The sequence below is a fragment of the Variovorax jilinensis genome (assembly GCF_030316885.1).
Classification (GTDB): domain Bacteria; phylum Pseudomonadota; class Gammaproteobacteria; order Burkholderiales; family Burkholderiaceae_C; genus Variovorax; species Variovorax jilinensis.
On record NZ_JASZYQ010000005.1, the window covers coordinates 342,214 to 364,080 of the forward strand.

The 21,867-nt window shown below is 69.9% G+C and carries 21 protein-coding genes; 4 read left to right on the forward strand and 17 right to left on the reverse strand.

The features are described 5' to 3' along the window. The first annotated feature begins 42 nt into the window (after positions 1-42). The 3 genes from QTH87_RS19880 (at position 43) to QTH87_RS19890 (ending at position 4,229) form a co-directional block, all read left to right on the forward strand. On the forward strand, positions 43-717 hold the full coding sequence (locus tag QTH87_RS19880) for a response regulator transcription factor (protein WP_286611717.1): 675 nt from the start codon (positions 43-45) through the stop codon (positions 715-717). After that, complete coding sequence (locus QTH87_RS19885; protein ID WP_286611718.1) at positions 717-2,543, forward strand: sensor histidine kinase; 1,827 nt, start codon at positions 717-719, stop codon at positions 2,541-2,543. Before QTH87_RS19880 ends, QTH87_RS19885 begins: the two co-directional genes overlap by 1 nt. 102 nt (positions 2,544-2,645) lie before the next feature. Then, complete coding sequence (locus QTH87_RS19890; RefSeq protein WP_286611720.1) at positions 2,646-4,229, forward strand: MFS transporter; 1,584 nt, start codon at positions 2,646-2,648, stop codon at positions 4,227-4,229. Positions 4,230-4,245: 16 nt separating this feature from the next. On the opposite strand, the gene QTH87_RS19895 is transcribed toward QTH87_RS19890, so the two are convergent. The 3 genes from QTH87_RS19895 to QTH87_RS19905 form a co-directional block, all read right to left on the reverse strand. Further along, a complete protein-coding gene (locus tag QTH87_RS19895) occupies positions 4,246-5,118 on the reverse strand; it encodes a hypothetical protein (protein ID WP_286611721.1) in 873 nt (290 codons plus the stop codon). 117 nt (positions 5,119-5,235) lie between these two features. Beyond that, positions 5,236-6,012 (reverse strand): DeoR/GlpR family DNA-binding transcription regulator, encoded by a 777-nt coding sequence (locus QTH87_RS19900; protein ID WP_286611722.1) that lies wholly within the window; start codon positions 6,010-6,012, stop codon positions 5,236-5,238. 258 nt (positions 6,013-6,270) lie between these two features. Next, positions 6,271-6,663: a DUF1488 family protein gene (locus QTH87_RS19905; protein WP_286611723.1), complete on the reverse strand. Its 393-nt coding sequence runs from the start codon at positions 6,661-6,663 to the stop codon at positions 6,271-6,273. 114 nt (positions 6,664-6,777) lie between these two features. Here QTH87_RS19905 and QTH87_RS19910 point away from each other — a divergent pair, with 114 nt between their 5' ends. Then, positions 6,778-7,035: a hypothetical protein gene (locus tag QTH87_RS19910; protein WP_286611725.1), complete on the forward strand. Its 258-nt coding sequence runs from the start codon at positions 6,778-6,780 to the stop codon at positions 7,033-7,035. Between the two features lie 54 nt (positions 7,036-7,089). Here the strand turns inward: QTH87_RS19910 and QTH87_RS19915 are convergent, their stop codons facing one another. The 14 genes from QTH87_RS19915 to QTH87_RS19980 all read right to left on the reverse strand — a co-directional run bounded on the left by QTH87_RS19915 (position 7,090) and on the right by QTH87_RS19980 (position 21,859). Continuing rightward, positions 7,090-7,335: a hypothetical protein gene (locus QTH87_RS19915; RefSeq protein ID WP_286611727.1), complete on the reverse strand. Its 246-nt coding sequence runs from the start codon at positions 7,333-7,335 to the stop codon at positions 7,090-7,092. A gap of 84 nt (positions 7,336-7,419) precedes the next feature. Beyond that, positions 7,420-9,099 (reverse strand): SulP family inorganic anion transporter, encoded by a 1,680-nt coding sequence (locus QTH87_RS19920; RefSeq protein WP_286611728.1) that lies wholly within the window; start codon positions 9,097-9,099, stop codon positions 7,420-7,422. A gap of 68 nt (positions 9,100-9,167) precedes the next feature. Then, on the reverse strand, positions 9,168-9,614 hold the full coding sequence (locus QTH87_RS19925) for a Fur family transcriptional regulator (protein ID WP_286611730.1): 447 nt from the start codon (positions 9,612-9,614) through the stop codon (positions 9,168-9,170). Positions 9,615-9,633: 19 nt separating this feature from the next. Further along, positions 9,634-11,622, reverse strand: coding sequence for an ABC transporter permease (locus QTH87_RS19930; protein WP_286611843.1), 1,989 nt, complete (start codon positions 11,620-11,622; stop codon positions 9,634-9,636). Continuing rightward, entirely contained in the window at positions 11,619-12,824 is a 1,206-nt protein-coding gene (locus QTH87_RS19935) for an efflux RND transporter periplasmic adaptor subunit (protein WP_286611732.1), read from the reverse strand. The genes QTH87_RS19930 and QTH87_RS19935 overlap by 4 nt, the downstream gene beginning before the upstream one ends. Further along, positions 12,821-13,468, reverse strand: coding sequence for a hypothetical protein (locus QTH87_RS19940; protein WP_286611733.1), 648 nt, complete (start codon positions 13,466-13,468; stop codon positions 12,821-12,823). The genes QTH87_RS19935 and QTH87_RS19940 overlap by 4 nt, the downstream gene beginning before the upstream one ends. A 64-nt stretch (positions 13,469-13,532) precedes the next feature. Then, positions 13,533-13,883 (reverse strand): DUF3325 family protein, encoded by a 351-nt coding sequence (locus QTH87_RS19945; protein WP_286611734.1) that lies wholly within the window; start codon positions 13,881-13,883, stop codon positions 13,533-13,535. Continuing rightward, positions 13,880-15,526, reverse strand: coding sequence for a PepSY-associated TM helix domain-containing protein (locus QTH87_RS19950; RefSeq protein ID WP_286611735.1), 1,647 nt, complete (start codon positions 15,524-15,526; stop codon positions 13,880-13,882). The genes QTH87_RS19945 and QTH87_RS19950 overlap by 4 nt, the downstream gene beginning before the upstream one ends. A gap of 4 nt (positions 15,527-15,530) precedes the next feature. Beyond that, a complete protein-coding gene (locus QTH87_RS19955) occupies positions 15,531-15,797 on the reverse strand; it encodes a DUF3649 domain-containing protein (RefSeq protein ID WP_444812815.1) in 267 nt (88 codons plus the stop codon). 9 nt (positions 15,798-15,806) lie between these two features. Further along, entirely contained in the window at positions 15,807-18,293 is a 2,487-nt protein-coding gene (locus QTH87_RS19960; protein WP_286611737.1) for a TonB-dependent siderophore receptor, read from the reverse strand. Between the two features lie 72 nt (positions 18,294-18,365). After that, positions 18,366-19,355 (reverse strand): FecR family protein, encoded by a 990-nt coding sequence (locus QTH87_RS19965; RefSeq protein ID WP_286611738.1) that lies wholly within the window; start codon positions 19,353-19,355, stop codon positions 18,366-18,368. Then, positions 19,352-19,885 (reverse strand): sigma-70 family RNA polymerase sigma factor, encoded by a 534-nt coding sequence (locus tag QTH87_RS19970; RefSeq protein WP_286611739.1) that lies wholly within the window; start codon positions 19,883-19,885, stop codon positions 19,352-19,354. Before QTH87_RS19970 ends, QTH87_RS19965 begins: the two co-directional genes overlap by 4 nt. Positions 19,886-19,959: 74 nt before the next feature. Then, a complete protein-coding gene (locus tag QTH87_RS19975) occupies positions 19,960-20,577 on the reverse strand; it encodes a DNA-3-methyladenine glycosylase (RefSeq protein WP_286611740.1) in 618 nt (205 codons plus the stop codon). A gap of 31 nt (positions 20,578-20,608) precedes the next feature. Next, complete coding sequence (locus QTH87_RS19980; protein ID WP_286611741.1) at positions 20,609-21,859, reverse strand: EAL and HDOD domain-containing protein; 1,251 nt, start codon at positions 21,857-21,859, stop codon at positions 20,609-20,611. Positions 21,860-21,867: the final 8 nt, after the last annotated feature.

The window sequence follows — 21,867 nt, forward strand, 5'->3', positions numbered from 1 at the left end:
GTCGACGGAGAATGTGCGAACCATGAGCAACCCGAGGCCCCGGTGGAAGACATCCTGATCGTCGACGACGACCCGTCGGTGCGGCAACGCCTGCAGCGCGTGGCCGGTCAGGCGGCGCCGCAGGCGCGCTGTGCCATGGCCGGCTCGCTGGCCGAGGCACGCGAGCGCCTTGCGGCCGGCCGCTTCGACCTGGCTCTGCTCGACGTCGGCCTGCCCGACGGCAGCGGGCTCGACCTGCTGCCCTGGATGCAGGCCCATGTGCCCGCGGTCGATGCGGTGGTGGTTTCGAGCCTCGGCGACGATGCCACCGTGCTGCAGGCGATCCGCGGCGGCGCCGTGGGCTATCTGCTCAAGAACGGCAGCGACGTCGAGCTCGAACTGTCGCTCGCAAGCATGCAGCGCGGCGGTGCGCCGATCGATCCTGTGATCGCACGCCGCATCCTGAAGCTGATGGCCGCGCCGGCGGTCGGCCATTCGGCCCTTGCTACCATCGCCCCCGCGCCGGCCGCTTCGACCCAGGCCGCCGAACTCAGCGCGCGCGAGCTGGAGGTGCTGCAACTGGTGGCCCAGGGCCACAGCAACCGAGAAATCGCCGCCAGCCTCTCCCTGTCGATCAACACAGTCGAATGCCACGCCAAGAACATCTACCGCAAGCTCGCGGTGCGCTCGCGCGCTGGCGCGGTCTACAGCGCGCGGGCACAGGGGCTGCTGCCCTGATGCGGCGGGCCGGCCTGCTGCTGCTGGCCTGCCTGTGGATGGTCGGTGCCGCGCACGGCTTCGAGCGCATCGAAGCCGCGAAGGGCGACTGGAACGCGAGCGCGCCGCCCACTGCCGGATGGACCCCGGTGAGCCTGCCCGACAGCTGGTCGACGCGCTGGCCCGGCTTCGACGGCGTGGTGTGGTATCGGCTGCGCTGGTTACAAGACGGCGCGGCAACCGGACCGCAGCCACTCGGGCTGATGCTCGAGTACATCAACATGGCCGGCGCCGTCTATCTCAACGGCAGCATGATCGGCGGCGACACGCAGCTCGAAGAACCGCTGGCGCGCTCGTGGAACCTGCCGCGCTACTGGGTCGTCGACCCGCCGTTGCTGCGCAGCGGCCCGAACGAACTTCTGGTCCGGGTGTCGGGGCTGGCTGCCTACCAGCCCGGCCTCGGTGCCGTGACGCTGGGCGCGCCCGCTGCGGTCCAGAGTGCCTTTCGGGAGTCGACGCTGACCCGGCGCGTGCTGCCGCTGCTGGGCATCGGCCTGGCGCTTGCCATGGGCGTGATGTACGGCATGCTGTGGCTGTTGCGCCGCAGCGAGCTGACATACGGCTGGTTCAGTCTGTTCTCGCTGCTCTGGGTCGGCTATTCGTTCAACTACGTGGCGCTCGGCACCTGGCCCTTCGCCAGCACCGAGGCCTTCCAGCGTGCCAATCACGTCGCGCTGCTCGCCAGCATCGCCTGCTTCGTGATGTTCACGCTGCACTTCTGCGAACTCGCCCGGCCAAGGTCGCGGCGCGCGGTGTTCATCGTCACCGGTGTCGGCATCGCGGCGCTGTGGCTGGCGCCGACTGCACAGCTCGGCGCAGTCCGCAACGCAGCGGTGCTGACTGCGCTGTTCGCCTATCTCGCCAGTTGCGCGCTCATCATCCGCCACGCCTTCGCGACGCGCCGCCTCGAGGTGGCGGTGCTGGCGGCCTGCCTGCTGCTGCCCGTCGTGGCAGGCGTTCACGACACGCTGATCTTTCTCGAGTGGATGCCCGGCACCCGCTATTACGTGGCGCTCTCGTCGAGCGCGACGCTGCTGGGCATCTCTTTCGTGCTGACCTGGCGCATGGTCAAGAGCATGCGGCTGGTCGAGCATTTCAATGCCGAACTGCAGCAGCGCGTCGAGCAGGCCAGACAGCGGCTGGCCGAGGGCCTGGGCCGGCAGCATGCCGCGGAACTGGTACAGACCCGCCTGACCGAGCGCCTGAACCTCGTGCGCGACCTGCACGACGGCCTCGGCATGACGCTGAGCAGCCACATCCACACGCTCGGCAATCGCGGCAGCGAGGACGACATCGCCTTGTGGGCCCTGAGGGAGGTGAACGACGACCTGCGCCTGATCATCGAGAGCTCGGCCTTCGACGACACCGACGAGCTGTCCGATCTTCTGGTGCCGCTGCGCCACCGCAGCACGCGCCTGCTGGAGGCGGCCGACATCGAATGCCGCTGGCGCATCGCGGTCGAAGGCTGCAGGCTCGGCGGCAAGCGCGACCTGGATTTCCTGCGCGTGCTGCAGGAGGCGCTGGCGAACGTGCTCAAGCACAGTGGCGCCACCCGGGTCGAGGTGCACATCGAGGTCGCCGATGGTCAGCTGCGGCTCGTGGTCCGGGACAACGGCCACGGCTTTGCGGGCGATGGCGGTGCCTCTCTGCCTCCATCGGTCGGCATGGGACTGCAGAACATGCGCGCGCGCGCCGCGCGACTGGGCGGAACGCTCGACATCCGGTCCGATGCCTCGGGCAGCGAAGTGACGCTGAATTGCCCGATCCAGCTCGGCGTTCCGGCTTGAGTCCTTGCGCCCAGGCGGTCCCTTCCCGGGCCCCGGACGCCTTCCGAAGAGAATGAAGCGCCCGCGCCTACGCGCACACCTGCGCCCTCCCACGCCGTCTCCATGACATCCGCCTCCAATTCCCTGTGGTCGCCCCTGCGATTGCCGGCCTTCCGCGCCCGATGGCTCGGCAGCGCGATCTATTTCATCGGCAACGCGATGCAGGTGATGGCCGCCTCCTGGCTGATGGTGGAGCTGACCGGCTCCTCCTTCCTGGCGGCACTGGTGCAGACCGCGGTGTTCCTGCCGATGTTCCTGCTGGCGCTGCCTGCCGGGGTGCTCGCCGACACGATGGACCGGCGGCGCCTCATCCTGATCGCGCTCGGCGTCCAGGTGGGCATCGTGGTCGTGCTGTCGGTCTTCGCGCTGGCCGGCTGGGCCGGTCCGGTCGCCTTGCTGACCTTCACGTTCGCGGCGGGATGCTGCACGGCCATCCTCTCGCCCGCATGGAACACCAGCGTGGCCGATGCGGTCCCGCGCGAGGACATGCCGCAGGCCATCACGGCGATGTCGATCGCATGGAACAGCGCACGCGCGCTCGGCCCGGCCGTTGCCGGCCTCGTGTTCGCGTGGCTGGGCGCGGGCAGCGTTTTCGCGCTCGCGGTGCTCAGTTCGGTGGCGCTGGTGCAGGTGGTGCGGCGCTGGCCGCCGGCGCCGCATGCGAAATCGCCGCTGCCGCCCGAGCGCCTCTGGAGCGGCACCGTTGCGGGCCTGCGCTACGCGCGGCACTCGCCGCTGATCCTCGCGCAGCTGCTGCGGACCGTCGCGTACAGCGGTGCCGGCTCGGCGCTGTGGGCGCTGCTGCCCGCCATCGCGGCCCAGCAGCTGCAACTCGGCGCCGCGGGCTTCGGCAACCTCATGGGATGTCTGGGCGGCGGTGCGGTCGCCATCGGGCTCGTTCTCGGCAAGCTTCGCGCACGCCTCGGGCTCGAACGCCTGGTGGCGATCGGCTGCGTCGTCTTCGCGGCCGTCATGCTGGTGGCTGCCTACGTGCGCATGCCTGCGATCGTCTTCGTAGCCCTGACCGTCGGCGGTGCGGCATGGATGGCGGTCATGGCCACCTTCAACACCGCGACGCAGACCAGTGCCCCGCCCTGGGTGCGGTCGCGCGCCGTGGCCCTGCATACCGTGAGCGCGCTGGGGTCCTTCGCCATCGGCTCGGCCTTCTGGGGCGCGGTGTCGGGCATCGCCGGGCTCCCCGCGGCACTGAGCATCGCGGCCATCGTCATGGTGGGCGGCGTCTTCCTGTCACGCTGGCTTCCGTTGCGCATCGGTGCCACGCTGGAGGTCACGCCGGCCGTTCTGTGGGAGGAACTCATGGTCAAGGACCAGCCCCTTCCGGGAGACGGACCGGTGGCCGTCGAGATCGGCTATCGCATCCGCGCAGGGGAGTCCAGGGCCTTCCTGCTGGCGGTCGGTCAGCTGCGCGCATCGCGTCGGCGCGATGGCGCGAACTTCTGGCGCGTCTACCGGGACCTGCAGGACCCGACCCGCTACCTCGAGCGCTTCATCGTTTCTTCCTGGGCGGAGTACCTGCACCAGCGATCGCGGTCCACGCTGGCGGACGAGGAACTCGAGAACCGCGTCCGCGCCTTCCTGCGCGAAGGAGAAACGGCGCACATCTCGCATTTCATTGCCGAGCTGTGACGCCGACCAGGCGCCGCTACCTGACGATCTTGCCCGTCGCGACGTCCGTGACCGTGCCATCCACCAGGCTGATCCGGTAGATCTCGCGGGTCACGTTGCCGGAGAAGGCGAGCTCGACGATCGACACGTCGCGGAAGGTGGTGTTGATGCCGTCGGGCAGCACCGCGTTGAACTTGGCCGCCTCCTGGTTCATGGCGCCCTGCAGCGCCGGCGTGAAGGGCACCATGCTGTAGACCAGCGTGTTGTGCGGGTTGTGCGAGCGCAGTTCCTTGCCGTCCTTCACCACGTTGACGCCGCTCACGCCCACGGTCTTGACCAGTTCGCGGCCGGCCTCGCCCATCTTGGCGTAGACCGGTCCGGTCACGCGGGGCAGCGGGCCGTCGCGCAACGGTGCCATGGCCGCGGTGGTCACGGTGTTGTAGGCCATCAGTGCCTCGAAGCCCGGGCCGGTCTTGACGATGCCGAGGTCCAGCCACCACGGCCGGCCCGCGTCCTTGGCGGCCTCGGTCGTGTAGAAGGTCTTGAGGGTCAGCGGGATCGGCGCCGGCGGCTTGGGCAGCGCCTTGAGCATCTTCATCGGCGTGGCGGGGTCGGCGCTGTGGATGTGCACGACCGTCACGTGCGGGATGTTGAAGAGCTGCGCCTCGGCCTGCAGACCGAGGCGCACCAGGTCCTGCCGCAGCACCGGATACACGCGGGCGTCGAGCACGTCGTTCACTTCCTTCGGAAGCTTGTAGACCACGCCGTAGGTCGTGACGTGCGGACGGAAATCGGGCTTGCCGATGGCGCTGTTGTCGATCGCGGGTGCCGAAGGACCGGGGCTGCCGCAGGCGGTCAGGAACGAGCCGAACACGATGGCGAGGGCCAGGGGGCGGAGGGTGTGAATCATTGCGGGAACTCCAATTCCAGGAACAGGGTGGCGAGTGGCCACCGACGGGACAGGCCTGCGCAGGCTGATTCCTGCGCGGACCGGGAACACTTCAGGGCAGGGCAGCGGCCCATCGACTCAGGCGACGATCACCCGCTCGCAGGCCTTGCGCAATGCAGCGAGCGCTGCCATGCCGCGGGCCTTGGCGTCGGTCACGACGACGTCGATGTCGAGGCAGCGCGCATACGTCATCCGGCTGGGCAAGCCGATCTTGCTGTGGTCGGCCAGGACGACGACCTGCTGCGCCTGCGCGGCCATGGCGCGCGCCACCGCCGCTTCGTGGTGCTCGAAACTCATCGCGCCGTGCCTGGGGTGCAGGCCGACCGGCGACAGCAGCGCCACGTCGGCGCGGAATCGACGGATGTCCTCCAGCGTGCCGTCGCCGTGCGTGGCCTGTGTGGCCGCATCGATTTCGCCGCCCAGCAGCCGCACGTCGTTGTGCGAACTGCGGCCCTCGTCGGCGCCGGCCAGCTTGAGCGCGATGTTCAGCGAATTGGTGATCACCGTCATGCCGCTGAGCATGGCGATCTCCTCGGCCAGCATCGAGGTCGTGCTGCCGGCGTCGAGGAACAGCGTCTGACCCGGACGCAACAGCCCGATCGCGGCCTTGGCAATCGCGCGCTTCTCTTTCTGGCGCGCCACCAGCCGCACGGCCAGCGGCGGCTCAGGCTCGGGCCCCGTGGCCACGGCGCCGCCATGCACCCGGCGCAGTTCACCGGCGCCTTCGAGCTCGAGCAGGTCGCGACGCACGGTCTCGCGCGAGATCGCGAGGTCCTGCACGATCCTGTCGACGCTCACGCGCGAGAAGGTGGCCAGCAGGTTGCGGATGCGCAGGAAGCGTTCTTCTCGAAGCATGGCGTCGGGTGGTCTCGAACAGTGGTCTGGAATGGAAGTGGTATTTTGCAGAAATATCCACAAACACCAAATTTGCCACAATCTTGGTCGACGGCTGTGACACTGCCTTGACAGTGATGGTGTCGCGCTACGACGTGCACCCATCAGCAGGACCCAGTCGAGCAGACCGGCGGCCTGGTCAGCGACTCGCTCGGCAGGTGGGCCTCGACGGCCTCATCGTGGGAAAGGAAGGAGGGCGTTCCTCGTGAGCGTCATCGACTACGGTGCAGCCGGCAGGGCACGCAGATCCGCATCGCGCAGCATGACGGGCTCGACCGAGCCGCCGGCGACCCGGCGTCGCACCGCTTCGTGGATCTCCTGGACATGGTCCGCGAAGGTCGACAGGGGCGTGTCGTCGCGTCCGGTCGGGTGATAGCGATAGTGGAGGGTCTCCCTGCCGACGCTCGCACCGACGTGTTCCTCGCCGACGAGCACCCAGAAACGGACAGTGCCCGACGATTCGTGAAATGTCGGTTCATCGGTCATGTTGAGCTTTCGGGCGATGACGTGATCATCGATCCAGAGGACGGCTTGCTGTTCGATCGAAGGAAGCGCGCCACACCATTGAAGAACCGCTGGCGCCCTGGCAGTCGGGGCCAGGGTGGCTGCCATCGTAGGGCATCGGCTGCGTGACGGGACCGATCTGGAGAAATAAGGTCATTCACGCCGCGCCCGCTGATCGAATGCCCCACACTCCACGCTCCCTCATCGCCTGAAAGGCACTTCATGTCCATGACCATTCCGCAGGCGATCGCGCGTCTCAGGGAGATTCCGAACGATCTCGACATTCGCGGCCGACTCGAGGCCTTCGAACTGTGCGCTGCCGACACCAAGGGGCGGGACAGCGACATCAGCATGGTGAAGTCTGCGCTGTGGCAGGGGCAGATGCGCATCCATGACGAAGCACTCAGGGTCATAGAGGCCATCGCCAGCGAGTCTGCGAAATCGCTGGATTCATTGCGCCCGGCGCCGGTCAAGGCCTAGAACCAGGCGCTCCCCCGCTCACCAGTTCTCGGCCTGTTCGAGCGGACGGCCGTCTTACGAGATATGGAAGCGACCGATCGCGTCGCGCTGCGCATTCGCGATGGCGGCAAACGCCTCGTCGATGCCGCAGTCACCGGTGCTGATCACCAGCGAATCAGCCCAGTTCTTCCCGGCGTGATCGGACTTGGGCAGCTTGGACTGGACGCTCACCTTGAGGCCCGCGCAGCCGGAGGTCCTTCGAGCCTTGTCGGTGATCCATTCGCTCAGTTCCTCGAGAGTGACCGGAAGAGTGGTTGCCATTGCTTGGTCCTTGTGTGTCGGTTCATTGTGACCGACCGCGCACGCCGATCAGGATCGGACCGCCGAAAGGCTGCCCGGCTCCGGTCACGGACTGCTGCTCTGGATCGGCCCCAGCTTGCGCACCGCATCCTCGACCGACATGAAGACGTGGTCGGCACCGAGGGTGTCGATCAGGCCGGTACGCTGCGCCTGCGCCTGGGCGCGTCCGGCCGACAAGCGGGCCATCGCGACGCTGACGCCCTGCTGGCCGAGTTCGGCGATCAGCCGCCGCAGGATCTGCGAGCCGGTGTAGTCGATGTCGATCATGCCGGTGGCCTCGATCACCAGCAGCTTCACGGCGGGATTGCGGCCCGCAATGGCAGCGCGGATGTAGGTGCCGATGTGATCGGCGTTGGTGAAGTTGAGCGGGGCTCCGGGCGCGATCACGAGCACGCCGGGCACGTGCTCGACTGCCGCGCCCGGCGCCGGCGGCCACCACACGGTGGTGCCGGCGACGCGCGCCAGCTCGGCACACGACGGACGCGCCACCACGTACAAGCTGTGCACGAAGGACATCACGATCGCCAGCAGCATGCCGGTCTCGATGGGCAGCACGATGACCAGCGCGGCGCTGACCAGCACCAGAAGAATCTCGGAGCCGCCGCGGCGCCGGATCTGGCGCATCTGGTCGATCCGGAAGATGCGCAGCGCGATGTAGACGAGGATGCCGGACAGCGCCGCGTGCGGCACGTAGGCCATCAGCCCCGAAGCCACGGCCGCGAGCACGACGATCAAGGCCACGGCCGCCAGCGATGCCACCTGCGAGCGGCCGCCCGATTCGCGCACGATGGCCGTCCTCGGCGGGCTGGAGTCGACCGGGAACGAACCGACGAGGCCGGCCAGCAGGCTGCCCGCGCCGACCGCGGAGAAATCGCGGCTGACGTTGTCGGGCCTGCCTTCATCGGACGGGAAGGTGCCGGCCACCGCGGCGGTCTGCATGATGCAGACCATCGCCACGACCAGCGCCAGTTGCAGCAGCCGCCCGAAGGTGCCGAAGTCGGGCAGTCCGGGCAGGCTGACCTGGGGCAGCGGCACCGACAATGCGCCGAGCAGGCTGACGCCATGGTCCTTCAACCCGAACAGGGCGACCGCGCAGCCTGCCGCGACCAGCCCGATCAGCGCCCCCGGAATGCGCGCGCTGATGCGCGAGGCGATGATGGTCGTCGCCAGCACGCCCAGGCCCACGGCCAGGGCATAGGGATTGGCATCGGGGACCTTCGCCAGCACATGCACGAGCCGGAAGAGCACATGGCCGGATTCGCCCGCGACGCCGAGCAGCGCGGGCAGTTCGCCGACGACGATGTGCACCGCGATGCCGGCCAGGAACCCGGTGACGACCGGCACCGAAAGCAGCGTTGCGAGCCAGCCGGCGCGCAGCAACCCGACCACCACCAGCACGGTGCCGACCACCAGCGCGAGCAGGCTTGCCAGTTGCGGGTAGCTCAGGCCGCTGCCGACCGCGACCGAGGCCAGCCCGCCCGCGAAGATCGGCGCGATCGTCGAATCGGCTCCGACCGACATGAAGCGATTGGCGCCGAAGGCCGCGAAGGCGATCGAGGCCGCGGCGAAGGCATAGAGGCCGGTCTCGGGCGGCATGCCGGCCAGCCGCGCGGTCGCGAGCTGTCCGGGGATCGCGATGGCCGCGAGCATCAGCCCGGCGAGCAGATCGCGCGGCAGCCAGTCGGGGCGCCAGCCGCGCAATGAGGTGAAGAGCCGGAATTGCATGACGGGCTTGGTACTCCTTGCGCCGACTTTAGCCGAGCATGCGCGGCGCGCCCCCGCTGCGCCGGCGGCTATCCCGGCGAAAGCCGATCCGGATCGAGGTAGATCGTCATCGTGTGGCCCGCGGGATCGAACCCCACCTGCCGCAGCGCCGACGCCAGGTGATCGGCCAGCGCCGGTTCCGCGATGGTGACGGTGCGCCCGCTGCCGTGGCAGACGATCTGCAGCGTTCCTGGCGGGTCGGCGTGAATGTGCAGGCGGTAGCGTGTCCTGCGCGCGCAGTCGGTGATGCGCAGCAGGAAGCCGTGCGCCTCCAGTTCGTGGATGGCGCGATAGAGGGTGCCGCCGCTCGCGCCGCTGCCGCGCTCGATCATTCGGACGCAGATCTCGGCGGCCGAGGCGAAGGACGCACCGCTCGCCTGCATCACTTCCAGGACGCCGATGCGCACCGCGGTCGGGCGCAGTCCTGCCGCGCGGAGCCGCTCGGCGAGCACCTCCGCGGTCGGGCCGGACGGCATGCACGTGCGCTCCGCCGACTCACTGCCCGCCAAGCGCCACCACCGGGTCCAGCCGCGCCGCGGTGCGCGCCGGCATGTAGCCGAACACCAGCCCGGTGGCGACCGCGCACAGGAACGCGCCGGCCATCGCCGTGACCGAGAAGATCACCGGCACGCCCCAGGCGATGAGGGCGCCGCCCACCAGCAGCCCGGCGACCACGCCGGCCGTTCCGCCGACCCAGGTCACGAGCATCGCCTCGGTCAGGAACTGGCGCAGGATGTCGCGCTGGCGCGCACCGGTCGCCATCCGGATGCCGATCTCGCGGGTGCGCTCGCGCACCGTCATGAGCATCACGTTCATCACGCCGATGCCGCCGACCAGCAGCGAGACCGCGGCCACCAGGCCGAGCATCATCGTCATGGCACTGCGCGTCTCGGCCTCCGCCTGCAGCTTGGCGGCAGGGTTGCTGATGGCGAAGTCCTCGCGGCCATGGCGCGCGAGAAGCAGCGTGCGCATCGCGGCCTCGGCCTCGCGGACCTGTGCCACCGAGGCCGCCGTGACCACCGTGTAGTCGGGCTGCGTCTGTGCCTGGTAGACCCGCGCGCGCCCGGCCCGGTAGGGGATGAAGACCATGTCGTCGTAGCTCTCCGCGCCCGAGTCGCTGCCGCGTTCGCTCATCACGCCGATGACCTCGAACGGCGAGTTGCCGATCAGCAGCTGGCGCCCCAGCGGGTCGGCCACGTCAGGAAAGAAATGCGCGCGGGTGTTGTGGCCCAGCACCACCAGCGGCGCCAGGTCGCGGTCCTCGGCTTCGGTGTAGTAGCGGCCCTGGCCCAGCTTCCAGTGGTGCACGGTCGGCATGTCCTGGCTGGCGGCGAAGACATAGACCTCGCGGTCGGCGCGGCCGTAGCGCACGGTGATCGGGTCGCCGATCACGGGCATCACATGGCCGATGGCGGGCAGCTCGGCGATCGCCGCCAGGTCCTCGGGCGTGATCGGGCCGGGGGGTCCCCCGCTCGCCGGTCCGCGCGCGCCCAGGTACATGATGGTCGTGCCGAGCGTGCCCATCTGCGCCACCACGCGCTGCTTGGCGCCTTCGCCGACCGCCAGCATCACGATCACCGAGGCGACGCCGATCACGATGCCCAGCAGCGTGAGGCCGGTGCGCGACCGGTTCAGCCGCATGCCCCGCAGGGCGGTGCGCAGGGATTCGCGCAGGTTGCCGCCGAAGGTGGCGCCGCGGTCCGAGGCCGCTTGCGCGACATCGAGTGCGGGCAGGGCGCGATCGCCTTCGCGCGCGATGCCGCTGTGGTTGCCGCTGTCGTCGACGATGCGGCCGTCGCGCAGCTCGATGACGCGACGCGCCTGCGCCGCCACCGCGCGGTCGTGCGTGATCAGGATGATCGTATGGCCGGCATCGGCGAGCTCGTGCAGCAGCGCCATCACTTCGGTGCCGCTCTGCGAATCGAGCGCGCCGGTCGGCTCGTCGGCCAGGATGATGCGGCCGCCGTTCATCAGCGCGCGCGCGATCGACACCCGCTGCTGCTGGCCACCCGAGAGCTGGTTCGGCCGCAGGTCGAGCTTGCCGGCCAGCCCCAGGCGCTGCAGCAGTGCTTCGGCACGGGCGGCACGCTCGGCTTGCGGAGCGCCGGCGTAGATGGCCGGCACCTCGACGTTCTCGCGGGCCGATTCGGTGGCGATCAGGTGATAGCCCTGGAACACGAAGCCGAAGGCCTCGCGCCGCAGCCAGGCCAGCTGGTCGGCGGTGAAGGCGGCGACGTCGTGGCCGGCGAAGTGGTAGCTGCCTTCGCTCGCGCGGTCCAGGCAGCCGAGGATGTGCATCAACGTGGATTTGCCGGAGCCCGAGGCGCCCACGATGGCGACGAACTCGCCGGCGTCGATGCGCAGGTCGATGCCGTGCAGCACCTCGACCTCGGGCTGCTGGCCATCGCCCTCGCCGGGGCCGCCGTAGCGCTTTCGCAGATTGCGCAGCGCGATCAGCGCCTCGGCTGGCGCAGGGGGCGTCACCACTGAAGCCACCGCTTCGCCACCGGCGGGTTGTCGCTCACGATCAGTGCCTCGCCTTCGCGCAGGCCGTCGGTGACTTCGGCCAGGTGCCGGCTGCGCACGCCGATGCGCACCTCCCGCGGCTCCGGCTGCCCCTTCGCGCCGAGCACGCGCGCGGCGAACACGCCGCGCCGATCGGCCACGGGCTGCAGCGCCGCCAGCGGCACGGCAAGCACGTCCCTGGCCTGCGCCGCGACGAAGCCGACCTGCGCGGTCATCTTCGGCATCAGTTCGCCGTCGGCGTTGTCGATGTCGAACAGCACCGTGTAGACCACCGCCTTGCTGGCAGCAGCGGCGCCGCCGGCGCTGCCCTTGGCGGCGGCCTCGCTCTCGCTCGACGGCGGCGCGGGCAGCACCTGGCGCACACGCGCGTCCCAGCGCCGCGGATGGGCGCTGTCGGCGTTGCCCAGCGTCGTGAAATAGACCGGCATCCCGGCCTTGACCCGACCGACATCGGCTTCGGAGACCTCGGTCCAGACGGTCATGGTCGTGAGGTCGGCGATGCGAAGGATGTTGGGTGTCTGGTAGGTCGCGTTGAGTGTCTGACCCGCACGCGCGTCGACCGAGACCACGGTGCCGTCCATCGGCGCATAGATGCGCGTGAAGCCGAGGCGCGCCTCCTCGGCGCGCTGGGTGGCCTGCGTCTGCGCGATCTGCGCCTGCAGGTTCGCGATCTTGGCCCCTGCGGATTGGAAGGCGGCCTCCGCGATCTGCAGTTCCTCGAGCCGCGATGCACCTGCCGCGGCCAGGAGCTTGTGGCGCGAGAACTGCCGCTCGGCGAGAACGAGCTGCGCGCGCTGATCGTCGAGCTGGGCACGCAATGCGGCCAGCGCGGCCCGGCCGGCGTCCACGGTCGCGCGTTGCACGCTGGGATCGATCTCGACCAGCAGGTCGCCCTTCTTCACGGTGCTGCCCGGTTCCACCGGAAGCTTCTGGATCAACCCCGACACCTGGGCACCGACGTCGACGAAGCGCCGCGGCTGCAGGGTGCCGATCGCGGTCACGGTGGACTCGATGTCGGCCCGGCCGACCCGTTGCGTGAGGTAGGCGGACTCCGGCTCGGAACGCCAGGCCCAGACGCCGGCGGCAGCAGCCGCCAGCAGCAGTGCCGTCGCCAGCAGGCGGCCGCGTCGTCGCAAGGGCTTGTCACCGTGTCGGCTCATCGGCGCGGCACCTCGAAGCTCAGGGTCGCGGTGTGGCGGACGTCCTCGTACTTCCTGCCGTCGACGGTGGCGGCGCCGTCGACTCGCGCCGTCACTTCGAGCACGTAGAGGCCCGGGAACGGCGTCTCGAGCGTGAGCGTGCCGTCCGGCCCCGGCCTGAGCACGCGCTGCCAGCCATCGGAGGTGTCGACGTTGACCTGCGTGGCGGCAACGATCTTGCCCTTCCACATCAGCTTGAACGTGTTGCCGCCGGGCTCCGTCGGCACCAGTTCGAGATCGTTGACCGGCTGCGTCTCGCTGCGGCCGGCCTTGGCCTGGTAGTAGTTCAGCCGGCCCGGGGCCATGCTGGCGCGCGCGGTCAGCCGCAGGTCGCCGGTCGTGCCGGCCGCATGGCCCGGAAGCGAGATCCGGTCGCCCTGGACGGCGGTGGCGTGTTCCTTGCCGTCGGCCGCCGCCGCACGCACGGATGCCAGTCCTGCGACCGGTTGCGCGGGCTTGCCGACTTCGCCGAAGCGTCCGCTGGCGTCGGTCGGGCTCTCGCGCTGCAGCCAGAGATAGTCGGCCCGCGCGGTGCCGGCGAGGAGCAGGGCGGTTGCCGCGATGCAGGCGGCGCGGCGAAGGCCTGGGAGAGGGTGAGGGCGCATGAGGATCGGGTCGTTTGAATGAAGCTTGGTCGAGGGGGACGGGGCGCGGCGCGGCATTGCAGCGCTAGCTCGCGCCGGTGCAAGCGAAGGCCGCGGCACCCAGCGTCAGCACGAGCGCGAGCCCCGGCAGGAGACGCGGCCGGTAGGGCAGCAGCAGCGCCACGGGCAGGGCGCCGAGCGACAGGAAGCCGATGAAGGCGACGCTGCCCACGCTGCCGCCCCAGCCCGCGATGCAGGACGCCAGGGCCAGCGCCAGCAGCGCCATCGCGCCGCCGCGCAGCACGAGGCGCCGGCGGCGCGGCACCTCGTGCTGCTGCGTCAGTTGGGCGTGATGGCGATCCATCGCGAAGGCCAGCGCCGCCATGGCAGCGAAGCACAGGGCCGACGCCAGCAGTGAAGCGGACAGCGTGCTCATGGAGGGTGGCTCCGAGTCGCGATCGATGCGGCGCCGACGCCCAGCAGCAGCGCTGCGGTGGCAACGCCGAGGCTCTCCAGGTCGCCGCGCATCCACTGCGTCCAGGGCCAGTCGCCGGTGCTCAGTCCATCGAGCGCGGGCAGCAGCAGGCACAGGGCGGCGAGTGCCCACAGCTGCTCGCGCCAGGCATCGAAGCGCGGCCGCAGCAGGGCGTGCGCGAGCGCGAGCAGCCACAGCCCGAAGAAGATGCGCAGTTCCCATCCCGTGCGCGACTCAAGCGCCACCGGCAGCAGGCGGTTGGCCCAGAGCAGGCCAATGCAGGCGATCGACAGTCCGGCGATCGCGGCGACGTTGAGGGATTCGATGAGCCGGTAGACCCGTGCGCTCGAAGCGCCGAAGGCGCCCGTGTGGCGGCCGCGCCGCTTGACCGTGAAGAGGATGGCGCCGGTGGCCATCATGGCGGTGCCGGCCAGTCCGGCCAGGAAGTACAGCCACTTCACGGCCCAGCCGCCGTAGCTCGCCATGTGCAGGCTGCCCATCACCGACTGCGCGAGTGGTGCCGTGCCGCCCGCCACGCTGCCGGGCCGGCGCAGTTCCAGCAGCCGGCCGCTCGCCGCTTCGAAGGAGGCCATGCCGCTGCTTGGGCTCAGGCGATGCAGGGCCTCGGCCTCGTCGTTCCAGCCGTACACCGAGATGCGCGCCGCGGCGTCGCCGGGGTGGTCGATCACCACGGCACGCACCGGCTGGCCCATCAGGCGCTCGCCGCGCGCCGCGAAGGGCTCGAGCGCGGGCAGCGCCATCGCGGTGCCGCTCGGCGCGGGCTTGCCGGGATTCCCGATCTGCTCGATGAACTGCTCTCGCGCCTCGGCACCGAGGCCGAAGTGCACGAGGCCGGCGGCCGGCATGAAGGTCAGGCCGGAGATGACCAGCCCGGTGTAGGCGATCATGAACTGGAAGGGCAGCGTCAGCACCGCGACCGCGTTGTGCGCATCGAGCCAGCTGCGCTGGCCCTTGGCCGGTCGGAAGGTGAAGAAGTCCTTGAAGATCCGCTTGTGCGTGATGACGCCCGAGACCAGCGCGACCAGCATCGCCATGGCCGCCACGCCGACGATCCAGAGCCCCACGTTGCCCGCGTGCAGCTGGTAGTGGAAGTCCACGAAGTGATGGCCGCCGACGGTCGCGCGGTGTGCATCGGCCGCCTCGGCCGGCAGCGGACGGCCGCTGGCCGGGTCGAGCCTGGCCGAGGCGTATTGCCGGTTCTCGTCGAACCAGTACGCCGTGAGCCCGCCGCCGCCCTTGGCATCGGCCGGCCACAGCTCCCACATCGAAGCCTTGGGATGATGCTGCGCCATGTAGGCCACGGCCCATTCGAGGCGCTGGCCGCGGCTCGCGGCTGCCGGATCGGGCGCGGTCGGCTTGGCAGCCTGTGCCGCATGCGCGGCTTCCTCGGCCGCTTCCTCGGCGCGATGCTCGGGCGACATCCAGTGCGTGATCGGCTCGGCGAACACGGCCAGCGTGCCGGTCAGGAAGATCGCGAACAGCAGCCACGAGAACCAGAGCCCGCACCAGGTGTGAAGCCACGCCATGGCCTGGCGAAAGCCGCCATCGGCCATGCCGGTGCTCGGTTTGCCTTGCTTCGACATGACGCTAGCTCCCCAGGCGCGGCCACAGGCAGCTGGCAGTGGCCAGCAGCGCGGCCGGCACCAGCAGGCCGGCCCAGACGCGCGACTGCGGCACCGGCGAGAACGACCAGATCACGGCGCCCGTGTACACGACGAATGCCAGCTGCATGCCAGCCAGCGCGCCTTCGGCGCGGGCCGCGGCGGTGGCGGGAAAGGTCGCGGCGAGGAAGATCGCCGCGGCCGAGGCGAGCAGGTAGCCGCCCAGCACGGCAGCGAGGAAACGCGACAGCAACGGCACGGCTCAGTACGACGCGCGCAGCGTGACCAGCACGTTGCGCGGGGCGCCGTAGTAGCTGCTCGAGGTGCTCGTGTAGTACTTCTTGTCGAAGACGTTGTTGAGCGCCACCGCCAGCGACAGCTGCCTGCTGATCGGGTAGCGCACCATCAGGTCCAACGTCGAGTAGCTCGACTGCGTGAAGGTCTGGTCATAGTCCGGGCCGAGGCCCGTGCTGTAGGTGCGGCTCTGCCAGTTCAGGCCGCCGCCCACGGTCAGGCCACGGCCGATGCTCGCGATGCGGTAGGCCGTGAACAGCTTGAGCATGTTGTCGGGCACCTGGGTGTTGAGGCGAACTCCTTCGGAATCGCGGGCCACGGCGCGCGAGAAGCCGGCGCCGATCTGCCAGCCCGGCATCACTTCGCCGGCCGCCTCGAACTCGTAGCCGCGCGAGGTCGTGCCCTGCGCCGCGCGGTAGGCCTGCGAGCCATCGGGCGCGAACTGGTTGGGTAGCGCCACCGCGAGGTTGTCCTGACGGATCTCGAAGACGGCCGCGCTGACGTTGAGCCGGTCCTCGTAGAAGGCGCCCTTGACGCCGGCCTCGTAGGCCTTGCCCTTGAGGGGAGCGAGGTAGTCGCCGCTGATGGTGCGGTTGGTCTGGGGCTGGAAGATGTCGGTGAAGCTGGTGTAGGCCGACCAGTGGCTGCCGAGGTCGTAGACCAGGCCGAAGTAGGGCGTGACGACGCCGTTCTCGCTGCGCGAACTGGCGCTGGTGGTGCCGTCGAACAGGCGCACGTCGACGTCCTCGCTCCAGTTGCTCACGCGCGCGCCGAGGATGACCGCGAGCGCATCGGTGGGCTTCAGGCGTGCGGTCGCGTAGGCACCGCTCTGCTCGGTGATGGTGGTCTGGGTGCCGGTGCGCGGATTCTCGGGCTGGAAGGGATAGGCGCCGTTCCAGGTGTAGAAGTTCGGGATCTGCGGATTGCTCCAGCCGTCGTAGATCGGCGGCTCGTCCTTGGTGCGCGAGCCGTTCAGGCCGACGACGAGTTCATGCTGGCGGCCGCCGAGCTCGAACGGACCGCTGGCGTACAGGTCGCCCGAGTTCTGCACCGGCTTGGAGTCCCAGCGGTTGGCCCACAGGCCGAGGCCGGTGCCGGTCCAGCGGTCGACGAAGCCGGCGGTGGCGTAGCCGATCACGTCGTCGTAGCCGCGCCGCGACTGGTTGAAGCCGGCGTGCAGCTTCCAGCCCGCGCCCAGCGTGTGGTCGACCGAGGCGAAGAACTGCTGCTGGTCCTGGTAGGAATGGGCCCAGTCGGCGGCGGCGCTCTGCGAGCGCGAGAAGTTCGACAGCGTGCCGTCGCTGAAATAGAGCGGCAGGCCGCTGCGTGCCGTGGCGTCGTTGTCGAGCTTCTGGATCGAGAGCCCGGCCGTCACGCGCGTCGACGAGGTGACGTCGGCCTCGACGATGCCGTAGAAGAGGCGCCTGGTCTGCTTGTAGCGGTCGATCCACGAGTCGCTGTCCTGCACCGCGGCCACGATGCGGCCGCGCACGTTGCCGGCTTCGTTGAGCGGGCCGCCGATGTCGACCTCGCCGCGGTAGTTGTTCCAGGTGCCGGCGCTGACCGTGGCGTTGGCCTGGAACTGGTCGGTCGGCCGCTTGCGTACCAGGTTGATCGTGGCCGCCGGCGTGCCGACGCCGTTCATCAGGCCGGTGGCGCCGCGAATGACCTCGACGCGGTCGTAGAAGGCCAGGTCGCCGCTCTGGGTGAGCCAGCTGCCGCTCTGCGGAATGCCGTCGACCTGGTAGTTCTCGACCAGAAAGCCGCGCGAGTAGACCGAGTTGGCGTCGCTGCCGGCGTTGCCGTTCTGGATGAAGCTCAGGCCGGTGGCCTGGCGCAGCACGTCGCTGATCTCGGTCAGGCCCTGGTCGTCCATGCGCTCGCGCGTGATGACGCTCACGGACTGCGGCGTCTCGCGCAGCGTCAGCGGCAGGCCGGTGGCGGTGGCCATCGGAGCGTCGGTGGTGAAGGAGCCGGTGCCTTCGGTCGCGGTCGAACGCGAGGCCACGACACGGACTTCATCGAGCTGGCGGGCGTCACCTGCGGATGCCACGGACGCAGCAGCCGCAGCGGGCGCAACGGCGGCCGCGGCCGGGCGCAGGACCCAGCCGCCCGAGGAACTGCGGGAGGCTTCCAGCCCGCTGCCCTGGAGCAGTTGCTGCAGCGCCTGGTCGGGCGTGTAGCGGCCATGGAGGGCCGTCGCCTGCTTGCCGCGAACCGCCTCGGCATCGACGCCGACGGTCATGCCCGTGCGCAGGGCCAACGCGTTCAGCGCGCTGCCCAGGGGCTGTGCGGGCTGGCTCCAGTCCAGGGCCGCCGTTGCTGCGGGCGGCGGGGTCTGGGCCAGGCTGGCGCCGGTGGCGGCGCAGAGCGCAAGCGTGAGGGCGGTGAGTCGGCGCGTCATCGAGCGCCGGCCGGGCGCTCGTCCTGTGTCGATGTTCGAGGTGCTTGTCATAGTGTGTGTGAGTCCTTCTCACCAACTAAGACAATCGGCGCGCGAATTCGGGTAGGGGCTCTCGAAGTTTTTTTACCGTGCCGCCGTTTTCGCGGCGCTGACGCTCACCATCCAGGGCGACAGGCGCGAGACCTTCAGGGGCAGCGTGGCCGCCAGCAGCGCCAAGGCCTCGTCGCTGCGCGCGGTGGGAAGCACCCCCGTGAAGCGCAGCTCCGACAACGCCGGCTCGTCCGCGCCGAGCAGCAGTCCGGGGCGATAGCGGGCCAGCTCGCGCAGCACCTCGGGCAGCGGCGTGTCGTCGAATACCAGCCTTCCCTGCTGCCAGGCGAGCGCAGTGGACGGCGCCGAGCTGGCCGCATGCGTGATGCCCTGGCGGTCGAAGCGCAGCTGACTCCCCGCGACGAGCTCGACCGACTTGTCGCTCGCTTCGCGCGGTCGCACCAGCACCCGCGACTCGGTGACCGTCACCAGTGTGTCCTGCGCCTCCTTGCGCACCGCGTAGCGGGTGCCCAGCGCGCGCACGCTGCCGTCGCGGCCGATGACCACGAAGGGTGTCGAGGCCTTGGCGACCTCGACATGGATCTCGCCGCGCCGCAGCCGGACGCGCCGCTTGTCGCCGGCCATGTCGATGTCGACCGCGCTGTCGCTGTTGAGGGTCAGGCGGCTGCCATCGGCCAGGCGCAGCTCGCGCACCTCGCCGACGGCGGTGCGCTCGTCGGCAAGCCAGTAGCGCCAGGGCAGGGCACGGGCCACCAGCAACAGGCAGGGCACCAGCACCAGCAGGCCGAGGACCGATGCGACCTGCCGGCTTCGAGGCTTGATGCGGACCGGGCGCGGCACCGGCGTGTCGCACGTCACGGCGTTCCACAGCTGCTGCATTTCCCGCAGCAGCTGGCCGTGACGCGGATGCCGTGCGCACCAGGCTGCGCAGTCGGCCTGCGTGCGGTCGTCGACGGCTTCGTCGCCGAGCCGGATGATCCATTCGGCTGCCTCGGCGCGCATGCGCGACTCGGGCGCGATGTCGGGCGCGTCCGGCATCGCGAGGGCGGCCGCCGGATTCATGTCGCGCTCTGGGAGCTCGGCGACGTGGCCGCCGTCATGCGGCCGTGGCAATGAAGCAGCACCTTGGCGAGGTACTGCTTCACGCGTGTCTCCGAGACGCCGAGGCGGGTCGCGATCTCGCGGTACGACTGCCCGTCGACGCGCGCCAGCACGAAGGCGGTCCGGCTCTTCTCGTCGAGCTCGTGCGCCAGCATGGCCAGCACCTGACCCAGCATCTGCCGCTGCGAGGCCTGTTCTTCCGCGCTGGGCGCGAGATCGCCCTCGGACGTCATCGCGACGGCGCGCAGCACCTCGGCCTCCACCGTCATCCGGTGGAATCGGTTGATCATGAGCCGGCTCGCGACCACCTGCAGGAAGGCCCGCGGCTGGCGCAGCGTGGGCAGCTCCGGCTGCTCCATCAGGTTGACGAAGGTGTCGTGCGTCAGGTCGGACGCCGCGAAGCCGCAGCGCAGGCGGCCCGACAGCCAGCCGCGCAGCCAGCCCTGGTGCGCGACGTACAGGGCGCGGATTTCGGGGGTGGAGGGGTGCACTCGCAAAGGACGGCAGTGAATCGAGAAAAGAGAATGATAACAATTCTCATTACAGATATCACCCGAAGTGCCGCCTACGAGCGCGGATCGGTCCGGAACGGCTTGCTCAAGAAGCGCGAACCCCGCTCGCCGAAGCGCCATGGCAGGTCGACCGCCTTCGAGATGCCGATCCTCGGGCCCGCTTCGATCTCCAGCGGCGGATGGCCGTCGGCGGGAGCAAGCAGGAGAAAGGGCGGCGCGTCGAGCGCCATGCCGTCGAAGCCGGCGTCGATGCCGAGGGCCTGGCCGAGCCGGCCGGGGCCGGCGCACAGCAGGCGGGGGTTCTCTGTGCCGCGCCTTTCGACCATGCGCTCCAGCCCGTGGGTCGGCTCCAGCGCGCGGATCAGCACCCCGGCGCCGTGGCCGCTCTCGCGGCAGACGAAGTTCAGGCACCAGTGGATGCCATAGGAGCGGTAGACGTAGGCATGGCCGGGCGGGCCGAAGAGCGACGCGTTGCGCGGCCGCAGGCCGCCGAAGCTGTGGGCCGCCGGCTCGCTGGCGTCGTAGGCCTCGGTCTCGACGATGCGCCCGCCCACGCCATCGACCAGCACGGTGACGCCGATCAGCCGGCGCGCGACCTCGTGCGACGGACCTTCGAAGCCGATCGACGCGGTGGCGGTGGCGGTGGCGGTGAGTGGGGACGTGCGGGACATCGACGCCGCATGGTAGCCGCGCCCGGGCGGATCAGCGCTGCAGTTCGTCGGCCCACAAGAGGGCCTGCAGGTGGGCCCAGTTGACCTGGTGGTTGGTCAGTTGCAGCTGGTCGGCCGCAGTCGCGAAGACCGCATCGTCGCCCGACTCGCAGGCCTTGGTCAGCGCCAGGAAGGGCGCCAGCTTGCCTTCGTTGCGCAGCAGGGCCGCCACCACCGGCTCGGGCAGCGTGACCGACTCGAGGGCCTGGTCCAGCGGCACACCGACCAGCGTGTCGAGCAGCGAGAACACGCCGACGATGAAGGCGTCGTCGCAGTCTTCCTGAGGCATGAGCTCGGCGGCCAGCAATTCCATGAGCCGGCCGCGCACGACCGCGGTGGTGCCGGCCGCCGGTGCCGCACCGCCCGGGCGCGCCACGGTCATCAGCAGCGTGGCCCAGCGATTGAGCTTGTTGAGGCCGAGGATCATCACCGCGTGCCGGAACGAGGTCACCTCGACGCTGAGCCCGAAGCCGCAGGAATTGATCATGCGCAGCAGCTTGTACGAAAGCGTGGGGTCCTTCTTGATCAGGCTCTCGATGTCGTCGAGGTCGGCCTCGCGCCGCACCAGGTTGATCAGCTGCAGGATGGTGGCGTGCGAGGTCTGCACCGCCTTGTCGCTGATCGCCGAAGGCTGCGCGAACCAGCGGCCCTGGAACAGCTTGACGCCCAGGCGCTTCATCATCTCGTACTGCTCGGCGGTGTCGACCTGCTCGGCCACCAGTTCGGCACGGCTGGCAGCGCGGGCCGACTTGACGGCGCGCTCGATGTCCTCCTTCGAGTGTCCCGTGAGGTCGAGCTTGATGAACGATGCGAGCGGCCGCCACGAGACGTAGAGCGGCTCCAGCACGGCCGGGCCGAACGCGAGCCTGAACCCGCTTTCGTGGATGCGCGCCAGCTTGAGCCGGCCTTCCTCGATCGCTTCGGGCGATCCGGGCCGGACCGGCGTCGAGACCTCGAGCACCACCTTGCCGGGATCGAGCAGGTCGAGGTGGGCGCCGTCCAGATTCTCGAACGCGCAATGGATGAACACGATCTTCTCGCCCGCCACGGACTTGGTCCCGGTGTCGGACAGGGCGTCCACGACCGCGGCGGAATCGTTCTGGCGATCGCGCGGCTGCTCGAACAGCGCATAGCCGAAGACGGCGCGGCGCTCGTCGACGATGGCCTGGCGGGACAGGGCGTGGTTCGCGCTGGCCGTGGCGACGCCGCTGGCGTCGGATGCCGGGGCAGGTTGAGAAGACATCGAGACTC